10 protein-coding genes are annotated in these 11,893 nt (G+C 64.6%); 6 read left to right on the top strand and 4 right to left on the bottom strand.

Going from position 1 to position 11,893, the window contains the following annotated elements; genetic code table 11:
* Positions 1-3: 3 nt before the first annotated feature.
* Positions 4-408 carry a hypothetical protein gene (locus ACEWQ0_RS13270; RefSeq protein ID WP_476485565.1) on the bottom strand — a complete coding sequence of 135 codons (405 nt, stop codon included), beginning with the start codon at positions 406-408 and terminating at the stop codon, positions 4-6.
* A 121-nt stretch (positions 409-529) separates the two neighbouring features.
* Positions 530-1,834, bottom strand: a complete 1,305-nt coding sequence (locus ACEWQ0_RS13265) for a replication-associated recombination protein A (protein ID WP_476485564.1) — start codon at positions 1,832-1,834, stop codon at positions 530-532.
* A 93-nt stretch (positions 1,835-1,927) separates the two neighbouring features.
* Here ACEWQ0_RS13265 and ACEWQ0_RS13260 point away from each other — a divergent pair, with 93 nt between their 5' ends.
* Positions 1,928-2,968 (top strand): tRNA-queuosine alpha-mannosyltransferase domain-containing protein, encoded by a 1,041-nt coding sequence (locus ACEWQ0_RS13260; RefSeq protein WP_476485563.1) that lies wholly within the window; start codon positions 1,928-1,930, stop codon positions 2,966-2,968.
* A gap of 30 nt (positions 2,969-2,998) precedes the next feature.
* Here the strand turns inward: ACEWQ0_RS13260 and ACEWQ0_RS13255 are convergent, their stop codons facing one another.
* The gene (locus ACEWQ0_RS13255; protein ID WP_476485562.1) at positions 2,999-3,946 is read right to left on the bottom strand and encodes a YihY/virulence factor BrkB family protein; all 948 of its coding nucleotides are present in this window, start codon (positions 3,944-3,946) and stop codon (positions 2,999-3,001) included.
* A 111-nt stretch (positions 3,947-4,057) separates the two neighbouring features.
* On the opposite strand from ACEWQ0_RS13255, the gene ACEWQ0_RS13250 reads away from it, so the two are divergent.
* A complete protein-coding gene (locus ACEWQ0_RS13250; RefSeq protein ID WP_476485561.1) occupies positions 4,058-4,495 on the top strand; it encodes a hypothetical protein in 438 nt (145 codons plus the stop codon).
* A gap of 16 nt (positions 4,496-4,511) precedes the next feature.
* On the opposite strand, the gene ACEWQ0_RS13245 is transcribed toward ACEWQ0_RS13250, so the two are convergent.
* Positions 4,512-6,335, bottom strand: a complete 1,824-nt coding sequence (locus ACEWQ0_RS13245; protein WP_476485560.1) for a 3-hydroxybutyrate oligomer hydrolase family protein — start codon at positions 6,333-6,335, stop codon at positions 4,512-4,514.
* A gap of 161 nt (positions 6,336-6,496) precedes the next feature.
* Here ACEWQ0_RS13245 and ACEWQ0_RS13240 point away from each other — a divergent pair, with 161 nt between their 5' ends.
* From ACEWQ0_RS13240 to ACEWQ0_RS13225, 4 genes are all read left to right on the top strand, one after another.
* Positions 6,497-7,267: a 3-hydroxybutyrate dehydrogenase gene (locus ACEWQ0_RS13240; protein ID WP_476485559.1), complete on the top strand. Its 771-nt coding sequence runs from the start codon at positions 6,497-6,499 to the stop codon at positions 7,265-7,267.
* 11 nt (positions 7,268-7,278) lie between these two features.
* The gene (locus tag ACEWQ0_RS13235; protein ID WP_476482383.1) at positions 7,279-7,944 is read left to right on the top strand and encodes a response regulator transcription factor; all 666 of its coding nucleotides are present in this window, start codon (positions 7,279-7,281) and stop codon (positions 7,942-7,944) included.
* Between the two features lie 294 nt (positions 7,945-8,238).
* The gene (locus ACEWQ0_RS13230; RefSeq protein ID WP_476485558.1) at positions 8,239-11,139 is read left to right on the top strand and encodes a TonB-dependent receptor plug domain-containing protein; all 2,901 of its coding nucleotides are present in this window, start codon (positions 8,239-8,241) and stop codon (positions 11,137-11,139) included.
* A gap of 81 nt (positions 11,140-11,220) precedes the next feature.
* Positions 11,221-11,886 (top strand): putative 2OG-Fe(II) oxygenase, encoded by a 666-nt coding sequence (locus ACEWQ0_RS13225; RefSeq protein ID WP_476485557.1) that lies wholly within the window; start codon positions 11,221-11,223, stop codon positions 11,884-11,886.
* The last annotated feature ends 7 nt before the right edge of the window (positions 11,887-11,893 follow it).

Genomic DNA, 11,893 nt, shown 5'->3' with positions numbered 1-11,893 from the left:
GGCTCAGCGCTTGCGCACGTCGCGCAGAATGGTATAGCTCGTGATATGCCGATTCTGGCCAGCGTCGTCCTGGCGCGTTCCCGGCCGGGTGGCTGCATGGCGGCCGAGATATTTCATATCGGCCCCCGGCCCGGCCCGAAACACAAGCAGAGCCCTTCTGGACGCAGGCAGGGGCTGTTCGGAAATCAATACCAGCTGATCGATGGTCTTGCCGGAATCGGCGACCGTTACCTTGCTGAAGCGGCGCCCAGCCGCACCCAAATCGGAAATGGCACCCTTGCAGTACGTCGTCTGGCCGCGGCGCTCGAGGCCGATGGTGCCCGACAGGGATGAGCACATTTCCTCGGCCCGCTTGATCGTGTCGCTGCTGAGGTCCTCGTAGATATCGTCATCGTCTTCCCGGCGCATTGCTCAAACCCCAAGAAATTGATGTGAGTCACATTATAAGGGTCTTTTAGCGCTGCGCATCGCGCGATTTGCAAATAACCCTGAATTTTTCATTCGATCCACTCGTCGGGCAAACGCTCCATCATTCACCTCGTCGCTGCCGCGCCCACCATTCCAGCCGCTTGCGCACCTCACGCTCGAACCCCCGCTCCACCGGCTGATAGAACGACTGGCGCTGCATTTCCTCGGGGAAATGGTCCTGCCCGGAAAACCCGGTCTCGGTGTCGTGATCATAAACATAGCCCTGCCCGTAGCCGAGCTCCTTCATCATCCTGGTCGGCGCGTTGAGAACATGTGCCGGCGGCATCAACGAGCCGGTTTTCTTCGCCGAGTGCCAGGCCGCGCCCGCCGCCTTGTAGACGGCGTTGGACTTTGGCGCGGTGGCCAGATAGAGCGCCGCCTGAACGATGGCCAGCTCGCCCTCGGGCGAGCCCAGCACCTGGAAGGCCTCGCGTGCTGCCAGGGCCTGGGTGAGCGCCTGTGGGTCGGCCAGCCCGACATCCTCGGAGGCGATACGGATCAACCGACGCGCGATGTAGAGCGGATCCTCACCGCCAACGAGCATGCGTGCCAGCCAATACAGGGCCGCATCGGCATCAGAGCCACGCAGCGATTTATGCAGCGCAGAGATCAGGTTGTAATGGGCTTCACGGTCCTTGTCGTAGGCCGGCGCCCGTTGCTGCACGATCTCTTTCAGGCGCTCGCTGTCAATCGTCTCACCGGCGCCGACCAGCTGGTAAATCACCTCAACCAGGTTGAGCAGATAGCGCCCGTCGCCGTCGGCCATGGCCAGCAACAGGCGGCGCGCCTCTTCGTTGACGGGCAGCGCGCGCTCGAGCCGCGCCTGAGCCCGGTCGAGCAGGCCATCGAGGGCGGTGTGGTCCAGCCGCTCGAGCACCAGCACCTGCATCCGCGACAGCAGCGCCCCGTTGAGTTCGAAAGAAGGGTTTTCGGTCGTCGCACCAACGAGCGTGATCGTGCCGTCCTCGACATAAGGCAGAAAGCTGTCCTGCTGCGCCCGATTGAAGCGGTGGATCTCGTCGACGAACAGCAGCGTACCCTTACCGCCGCCGCGGCGACGCAGGTGCGCGGCCTCGAAAATCTTCTTCAGATCGCCCACGCCGGAGAAGATGGCCGAGAGCTGGACGAACTCGAGTTCGCCGACCTGCGCCAGCAGCCGCGCCAGGGTGGTCTTGCCGGTGCCCGGCGGCCCCCAGAACACCAGGGAGGCAACGCGTCCGGACTCGACCATCCGCCGCAGCGGCCTGCCCTGCCCCAGCAGGTGGTCCTGCCCTACCACTTCGTCAAAATCACTCGGCCGCAGCTGGTCGGCCAGCGGTCCGGCAGGCGTCTGATCGTCGGCCCCGGATGCAAACAGATCATTCATGGCGGCATTTTAATGTACCCCGGCCCGCCGCAGGGATCGCCCTGCGCATTGCTATACTCCGACGCGGCACTCCACGGGAGGTATTAACCCGGCATGCGGCGCATTCTTCTGCTGTCGGCTTATCGTTCCCACAGCCATGCTCACTGGGTTGACTGGCTGAGGCGCGAGCTCGACGAATTCGACTGGCAGGTATACGAGCTGCCCGGTCGGCACTTCGCCTGGCGCATTCGCTCCAACCCCCTGAGCTGGATTGACGCTTTGCCCGCATACCCCCGACCAGATCTCGTGCTGGCCACCTCGATGGTCGACCTGGCCACGCTCAAGGGCCTCAACCCGCAGCTTGCCGAAGTGCCGAGCCTCCTCTATTTTCATGAAAACCAGTTTGCCTACCCGGTCAGCAAGCACCAGATCAGGACGGTGGAGCCGGCCATGGTGCAGATCTACGCCGGCTTGGCCGCCGACCGCCTGCGGTTCAACTCCGCCTTCAACCGCGACAGCTATCTCGCCGGCGTATCCGAACTGCTGGCCAGAATGCCCGATCATGTTCCCGCTGGAATCGGGCAACGACTGCGTGAAAAATCAGCGGTTCTGCCGGTCGGTGTCGAACCGATTCAGCCAGCGATCAAGAAGGATCGCCGCCTGATTCTCTGGAACCATCGCTGGGAGTACGACAAGCAGCCGGAGGTCTTCGCCCAGGCCATCACTGCCCTGGCCGATCGCGGCATCGATTTCCGGCTTGCCTTGCTCGGCGCACGCGGCCTCAAATCCGTTGCCGCTCTCGAGCGCTTGCGCAAGGCCCTGCCGAATCACATTGTTGCCGATGGCTTTCTGCCCCGCGATGAATATCAGGCCGTGGTCGCTCGCGCCGGCGTGGTGGTATCCACCGCGGCCCACGAGTTTCAGGGCCTGTCGATGCTCGAAGCCGTCAGCGCGGGCGCCATTCCGATAGTGCCGGACGCCCTGTGCTACCCGGAGCAGTACCCGGCGCGTTTTCGTTACCCGGCGGGAAGCGCCGACAGCCTGGCCAAAAAGCTCGAAGAGCTGCTGACAGGCGCCGACATGCACCCGCCGCCAGTGGATGAATGGCTGGAAAGCCGACTCAGGGCAAGATGGCAGACCACTTTGCTTGCATAAGCTGCTGCCGCTTCCGAGAAACCCGGCGCGTCAGCTCTCTTTTCTTGACGCGGTATCTTCCAGCAGCTCGTGGTGCACCCGCACTGCCGTATTGCGCGGGCGGATGCTGCGATCGCGCGCTTCCAGATGGGCGCGGCAGATGGCAGCCCCGAACAGCAGAATCAGCGACGAGTAGTTGACCCACAGCAGCAGCAGCGCAAGTGAGCCGGCCGCGCCGTAAGCCGAGGCCGCTGCCGTGTTGGCCAGATACCACGCGATCAGCGAGCGGCCGACGGTAAACAGCAAGGCCGTGATGAACGCCCCGGCCAGCACCTCCGACCAGCGCAGAACCACATCGGGCAAGATGCGAAAGATCGCCGCAAAAAGCATCGTGACCACCGTCAGCGACAGCAGCAGCTCAACGCCAACCATGGCTTCGGCCGGCATCGGCAACCACTGCTCGGCATGCACCATGATCGCGCGCACCACCACGCTGAGCAGCAGCGAGACCAGCAGCACGAAACCGATTGCCAGAACGATGGTCAGCGACAGCATGCGCGCCTTGACGAACAGCCAGATGCTGTTGCGCGAAGGCCGCGGCACCACGTCCCAGATCTGGTTGAGCGATTTCTGCATCTGGGCGAACACCGTGGTCGCGCCAACTGCGGTGGCGCCAATACCGGCAAGCGTCGGCCACAGCCCGCTGTCTTCGATGCGGGAGTTGGTGATGGCTGTTTCCACCACCCCGATTGCCTGCTCCCCCAGCACCGCCTCGAGCTGGCTCATCAGTTCTGCGCGGGCGGTATCCTCGCCCAGGAACACGCCGACCAGCGCGACGACGACGATGATGACCGGCGCGATCGAGAAGACGGTGAAAAATGCCAGCGCCGCCGCATAAATGAAAGCCTGGCTGTCGAGCCAGTTCTTGCCCGCCGCCTGGAGAATGCCCGCCCAGCGCCGAACAAACGCGAACACCGATGTCACGAACCTGCCTGTCATTGTCAAAGGATACCGAAGTATCGATCAGCGAAATGAGGAATCGGTGATTTGCCGAGCGCCCGGAACAGGCGCAGAATACGGCCAGTCGGCAACCACAAGAGGGCCGTCCCGATGACCGAGGCAACCGCCATCAAGGCACCGCTCCATTTCTGGATCATCGCGGTCCTGGCCGTACTCTGGAGCGCGGTTGGCGCCTTCGACTTCCTGGCTACGCAACTGCCGCTGGAGTCCTACATGTCCGCTTTCAGCGAAGAGCAGCTGGCGTATTTTCATGCCATTCCGACCTGGGCGGTGATCACCTGGGGCATCGCCACCTGGGGTGCGCTGATCGGCTCGCTGGCCATGCTCGTTCGCCGGCGCTGGGCCTGCCATTTGTTCATCATCTCGCTGATCGCCATGTTGGCGACCTCGTTCCAGAACTTCGTGCTCTCGAACGGAGCCGAAATCATGGGCACCGGCGGCATGTTCTTCTCGGTCGTGATCGTCGCCATCGGCATCTTCCTGGTTTTCTACAGCCGCGCCATGCTCAGGCGCGCTGTGCTCGAATAGACACCGGGGAGACCGTCTACAGGCCCAGGTCCGGCCATTCCAGCGGCTCACCGGCGGGGGCGGGTTCGGGATCGATGTTGCGATCTTCACCGATCGTACCTTCGCCGTCGAGCACCGCTTGCAGCCGATCCATGGCCTTCCAGCCGTAGGGCAGCAGGGGCACGTAGCGCCCGGCCACGCCCGGCGCGCCGAGCAGCACATCGAAGTGCTGCGCGTCGTTGACTTCCCAATAAGTCACGTTGCCGCCAGCAGCACGTGCCTGCTCGACCCAGGGCCGCGAGCTGAACGCGGCCGGAATCAGCCCATCGGCGGCGCCGTGAATGACCATCACCGGCGTATCACCGGGCAGCGCACCAGAAGCGCGGGTCGCCTCGACCGCCTCGCGCAGGCCGCGCGTTTCCCTGCCCTTGCCGTCCCATAGCGACCGCAGGCAGCGCAACGCGGGCAACTGCACGTCCTGCCCTTCACCTTCGCCCAGCGAGTCGGTCAGCACGATGCCCTCGCCGGCGCCGACTCCGGAATGGGTTGCCCACCAGGACTGACGCTGGGCAGTCGTGGCTTCTGCAGCGCTGTAGGCAAAGCCGCAGGGCATGTCGAAGGTGCTGCGCCGCAGATAGGCCGAGGCGTAGCTGGCGGCAACCGAGCGCCACAGGCCAAGGGTCGTATTGACGGCTGCCTGCTCCAGCGCCGGCTGCTCAAAACCCATGGCCTGCAGCCGCGTGCGGGCAGCTTCGGCGCTGGGCGCCTCAAGCAGCCCGACGCGAACCAGCGAAGCGCAGCGCAGCTCACCGAGGGCGGCCAGCATCGGATTGCCCAGCGGCATGGCGTCAAGCTTTTCTGCGTCAGCCAGCATGCAGGGCTGGTAAAGCGCCGCAGCCGTGCCGTAGTCGTAAAGCGGCCTCGCGCCGGGTGCGGTGACGTTGGGCGAAATGGCCACCACGGCGTCGAGCAGGCCAGCCTCATCGAGTTCAGCCGCGCGCAGTACCGCGCCGCCGCCGTTGGACAAGCCGACGGCAATCACGCGCGTGTTGTCGGCCGAATAGTCGCCCTCGAGCTCGTCGGACAACACCCGCAGACCAAAATCCGCCGCGGCGAGAACGTGGCGCCCCCAATCGGCCTCCGGGTGGTCGCCGGAGTGCGCGTGCGGCAGCGCCACGGCCATTGGATCGGGGGCGGCCCGATCGGAGTCGTCGTCGGCGGCGGGGATGGCGCCGGGGTCGAAGCCCAGTTCGGCCTCGTCACGTGCAGCGCGCGTCCCGTCCAGGGCCACGCCGCTGGCGGTGGAATAGTCGAAGATGTCGCTGCCGGCGCCCTTGTCGGTATAAGCCACGGCGCAGCCGGCCGGCAATGCCTGCGGTCCGGCCAGGGCAATGGCGCCGTAGACGCCGCGTGAACCGGAGGCGGGCGCCACCACCAGGCAGGGCGAGGTGGTATCGAAATCGTCAGGCAGCTGGATAAGCGTGCGCACCGGTCGGCTTGCCTCGGCCACCGTGAGAAACGCCTGAAATTCGCGGCCGGGGACCGCCGGTAGTTCATCAAGCAAGCCGCCAAGTCCGCCGGCCGGGGTGAAGCTCTGGATGCCGGTCCAGGACTTGTAGATCGCCAGGCGGCGCAGCTCCGCCGGCGTCGGCGCTTGCGGATCAATGGCTTGCGGTGGCGGGCCGGCCAGACCGTCAAGGCCAAGACCCGCGCTCAGCAGATCGTCGCCGTCGCGGTGCGTGGTCGCCCGGATGTCGAGTTCTGCTGCGGCATCTGGGTCGCCAGCAGACGTCCGGCCCGGATCGCAGGCAACCAACAAGAGCAAGGTGAGCAGGAAGGCAATCGAACTCAGTCGTTTCATCGGCTTTCTCGATCGGTTTCTGGTGGGAACGGTCGGGCAAGTCACTTTAGCAGGGCGCGCTCGCATGCTCCCAATGGACTTTGGTACAGCAGCCGGAGACCAGTGCCTCTGCTAGGCTTTCGCTCACGCTGAACAACCTGCTTCCGGAGCCCGACCCGATCATGAACGACCGTCCCCTGCGCATTCTGATTACCGGCGCCGGCAGCGGCATCGGCGCCGGCATTGCGGCCGAACTGGCGCGCGCCGGCCACCGCATCCTCGCCACCGATCTGGACGCCGACGCCGCCGCGGCAAGCGCCGCGGCGATTGCCGAAGCCGGCGGCATGGCGCAGTCGTTCGCCGTGGATGTCACGCGCGACGACAGCGTCGAACAACTGCTGTCGGCGCTGGATGACGGCGTTGATGTGCTCATCAACAACGCCGGTCTGCAGCACGTTGCCCGGCTCGAGGATTTTCCCATGAACCAGTGGGATCAGCTCGTTCAGGTGATGCTGACCGGCAGCGCGCGCCTGAGCCGCGCGCTGCTGCCGGCGATGCGCGAGCAAGGTTTTGGCCGCATTATCAACATCGGCTCGATCCATTCGCTGGTTGCCAGCCCCTTCAAGAGCGCCTACGTGGCCGCCAAGCACGGCCTGACCGGCTTTTCCAAGGTGCTGGCGCTGGAAACGGCCGACACCGACCTCACCGTCAACACCGTGTGTCCGACCTACGTGAAGACGCCGCTGGTGGAAAAGCAGATCGCCGACCAGGCGAAGACCCACGGAATTTCCGAAGATCGCGTCGTCGACGAAATCATGCTCAAGCCCATGCCCAAGGGCGTGTTCATTTCCTTCGAGGAACTGGCCGGCATCTGCGCCTTTCTGACCAGCCCGGCGGCGCGCAACATCACCGGCCAGTGCATCGTCGTCGACGGCGGCTGGACGGTGCAATAGCATAGGCAGGCATGGACACCCGCGTTCTCATCGCCGACGATCATCCGCTGTTCCGGGCCGCTCTGGTACAGGCGCTCGGCGCCTGTCTGGACGATCTGGAGATCCTCGAAGCCCGCGACCTTCCGGAAACCACCGCGGCACTTGCACGGCATGAAGACGTGGATCTGGTGCTGCTCGACCTGCACATGCCCGGCAGCCATGGCCTCGCCGGGCTGGCCTCGATTCGCAGCAATCATCCCGCGGTTGCCGTTGTCGTCGTGTCGGCCAACGAAGACCCGCGCGTGATCCGCCGCGTGCTCGACCATGGCGCGGCCGGCTTCATACCCAAAAGCTCCGGCCTGAACGACCTGACCACCGCGCTCAACGCCGTGCTCGACTGCCGGGAGTGGGTGCCGGCCCACCTGGAACGCGCCGTGGCCGAGCTCGACTCCGACGATGAAGATCTGGTGCTGGCCGAACGCATTGCCGCCCTCACGCCGCAGCAGTTTCGCGTTCTGGCGCTGGTGGCAGACGGCTGGCTCAACAAGCAGATCGCCGACGAACTGGGCATTCAGGAGCGCACCGTCAAGGCCCACATGAGCGAAATCCTGCAAAAGCTCAACGCTCGCAATCGCACGCAGGCCGGCATCGCGCTCCGGCGGCTCGAACTGGTTGATCCGGCCAGCCGGCTCGACTGACTTCACCGCCGGCGTCAACCCGAACCCGGCCCCTTCCTCAACCCCCAGACCAGCCGCACCGCCGCACGGCAGCGTTTTCAGCGCCCCTTGCAGTTTGCCGCGTTCGCGCGCATCGCGGGCGAGCATGCAACCTCGATCATGCGATGAATCGCGGGATGAATCGCACAACGCTGAACGCTCTTCACAAAAGTGAACCAGATGCTTGCAATTGCCACCAGTTTTGTGGGATTTTCATGCGGCTGAGGGGGGACACAATCCACATATCCAATGACAAATTGTTGGGAGAAGACTCAAATGAAGCAACGTCAACCCAGGCTGAGCGTATTCGCGGCGGCCTTCGCCACGGCGCTTCCGCTGATGCTGGCCGGCAACGCGAGCGCGCAGGAGGAAACCGAAGGTTCCTCGCTCGATCGCGTGGAGGTCACCGGCTCTCGAATCAAGCGGACGGACTTTGAAGGCACCGCGCCGGTCACGGTCATCGACGCCGAAGCCATTGCGCGGACGGGCCACGCACGGCTCGGTGATGTGCTGCAGGACCTGGCCTCGTCGGGCTCGGCGATCAACACCGCATTCAACGCGCCCGATCAGGGCGGTGACGGTGGTACGCGCGTTTCACTGCGCAATCTCGGCCCGGAAAGAACCCTGGTCATGGTCAACGGCCGTCGCTGGGTCAAGGCCACCACCCAGGCCGGCGTGGCCAACGCGGCTGATCTGAGTACCATTCCGGCCGCGGCGGTCGAGCGCATCGAAGTGCTCACCGGCGGCGCTTCTTCGGTCTATGGCTCCGACGCCATCGCCGGCGTGATCAACATCATCACGCGTACCGACTTCGACGGCGTTTCGGCCAGCGCACAGTATGGCCAGACAAGCGAGAGTGACGGCGAGCAAGAGGCCTACAGCTTCACCATCGGCCGCGGCAACGACCAGAGCAATGTGCTGGTCAACCTCAGCTACACCAAGCAGAAAGCGATCATGGCCGCCGACCGCAAGATCTCGCGCGTGCCGCAGTATGGCGCCGACGATTTCGGTGGCCCGATCAGCCGCGGCTCCTCGTTCACGCCCGAAGGGCGCTTCATCTTCACAGACCCGCGAACCGGCGAATCATTCGACCTGACCCGCGATCCGGGCACCGGCATGCCGTCACGTGATGACTTCCGTCCGTTCGACGGCACCGCGGACCGCTACAACTATGCTCCGGACAACTACCTGCAGATTCCGCTGCAGCAGACCTCGGCCTACATCCAGGCCGCGCACGAGTTCGCGCCCCAGCTGCGGGTATTCTCCGAAGCCTTCTACAACCGCCGCGAGTCCACCCAGCTGCAGGCCCCGGTGCCCATCGGCCTGGGCTCGGGCGGCACCCTGCCGCTGGATGTCGGTGTCTCGGCGAGCAACCCCTACAACCCGTTCGGAATCGACCTGGATCCGCGTGAAAATCTGGAGCTGGCGGGCCGCCGCTTCATCGAAGCCGGCACGCGAAACTACAACGGCAAGGTCGACACCTGGCGCTGGACCGGCGGCCTGGAAGGCAGCTTCGACCTCGCCAGTCGGCCTTTTGACTGGGATGTGTCATACACCTACTCACGCTCGGAACGCAACGCCAGCATCGAGAACCTGCTCAACCACGACCGCCTGCGCCGCGCTCTGGGACCGATCGATGAGTGCACCGACGACTGCGTGCCGTTCAACTTCTTCGGCGGGCAGCAGGGCACCGGCAGCGCGCCGGGCAGCGGCGGCTCGATCACGCCCGAGATGGTCGACTACGTCACCTACACCGCGCTCGAGCAGAACGAACAGGAGATGATCAGCTGGCTGGCCAATATCGGCGGCGAGATCGTCGACCTTCCGGCCGGCCCTCTGGCCTTTGCCGCGGGCTTCGAAAAGCGTCGCGAGTATGCCGCCGACACTCCGGACCCGCTGGCCCAGGCCGGATCGGGCGCCGCCAGCGTCAGCGGTGGCCAGCGTTCACCGACTTCGGGCCGGCTCAACCTCGAGGCCTGGTATGCCGAGGTCAACGTTCCCCTGCTGGCCAACGCGCCGGGCGCGGAAATGCTCGAAATCGACGCGTCGCTGCGTTCGTCGGACTTCGAACAACTGGGCTCTGACACCACCGGCCGTCTCGGCCTGCGCTGGCGTCCGGTCGACAGCCTGCTGCTGCGCACCAGCTATGCCGAAGGCTTCCGCGCGCCGGGCATTCAGGAGCTCTACGGTGGTCAGGGCGTGTCCGACCCCGAGCTGGCCGACCCCTGCTCAAACTTCCTCGACACCAACGCGCCCCAGTCGGTCATCGACAACTGCATCAACCAGGGCGTGCCGGCTGACGGCAGCTACGAGCAGATCAACCCCCAGATCCGCATTACCACCGGCGGCAACCCGGACCTGGAACCGGAAACCTCGGAGTCCTTCACGGCCGGTGCCGTGTGGAGCCCCGAGTTCGTTCCGGGACTGAACGTATCGGTTGACTACTACAATATCGAACTGGAGAACTCCATCAGCTCGCTGGGTGCGCAGAGCATCCTCGACGCCTGCGCCTACTCGGCACGGCTGTGCGACCTGGTCGAGCGCACGGGCTCCGGCGAAATCACCAGTCTGCTCGATACCCGGGTCAACCTCGGTGGCACCGAAACCGCCGGCGTGGACTGGTCGGTGGACTACAGCTTTGGCGACATGCCCTGGGGCGCCTTGCGGGCCGTCTGGCGTGGCAACTACACCTCGAAGTTCGAGGAAATCGTTCCCGACTTTTCCAACCCCGACGCGCCGCCGGAGGTCCGCGACCTGCTCGGCACCCTGCTGCCTGGTCAGCCTGACCGCAGCTTCCCGAAATGGCGCAGCAACCTCGACCTGATCTGGTCGATGGGCCCCTGGGAAGCAGTCTGGAACGCAAGCTATGTCCACAGCTATACCGAAGCCTGCAGCGACGGCCTGTCGCCAAGCCTCTCGGAGCTGGGGCTGTGCTCCAACCCGGACCCGCAGAACCCGACCAACAAGCTGTCTTCCGTGGTCTACAACGACATTCAGCTGTCCTACTATCTGGATGATCTGGTGGACTTTGCCGACGGCAAGTTCACGATCGGCGTCGACAACGTCTTCGATCGTGATCCGCCGGTTTCGACAGCGGCTTTCTCCAACAGCTTTGATGCAACGCAGCACCGCATCCCCGGTCAGTTCTTCTACAGCCGGATCAGCTTCGACTTCTGACTCAGCATCGAAAGCCTGAAAGCACAAGGCCCGCAAGCGACTCGCTTGCGGGCCTTTTACCATTGGAGGTTGACCCACATCATGTCCAGACAGTCTTCACTGAACATCACCCCGGCGTTTGCCGCGCCCCTGATCGAGACGCGCCACCCCGAGCCGGAACCGCTCAATCAGGCGCTACGCGCGCTGTTTCTCGAGCGCGAGGGGCCGGAGATCCAGCCGCAGCCGCCGACCCCCACCCTGAAGCACAACGTCTTCGAATCGCACTCCAGCCTGTTCAGCTGGCCCGACGACTGCGTCCAGGCGCTCAAGCGCTTCGTGATCGGCAGCGTGGTGCGCGTGGTCAGCGAACTCAACGGTTACAGCAACGCGCAGATGCAGCAGCTCCAGGTTTCAAACCACAGCTGGTTTCACATCACCCGGCGCGGGGGTTATGCCTCGGTGCACAATCATCCGATGGCTGCCTTTTCCAGCGTTTACTGCGTCTCGCCCGGCGATGACGAGGGCGCCAGAAACCCGGACAACGGAGTGCTGCGCTTCCTCGACGCCCGGCCGGCGGCCAGCATGTATCTTGACCCCGGCAACATGCATCTGCGACGGCCCTACGGGCATGGATCGATCAACTATCGCCTGCAAGCGGGGCAGCTGGTGATTTTTCCTTCACACCTGATGCACGAGGTCGCGCCCTACCACGGCCAGAGCGAGCGCATCACGGTGGCGTCGAACTTCTGGTTTCGATCAGCGCAATAGAGAAAGG

The organism is Wenzhouxiangella sp. YN9 (genome assembly GCF_056324165.1).
Note: the sequence above shows the minus strand (reverse complement) of the source record. Positions and strands in the feature narration are given on the sequence as shown.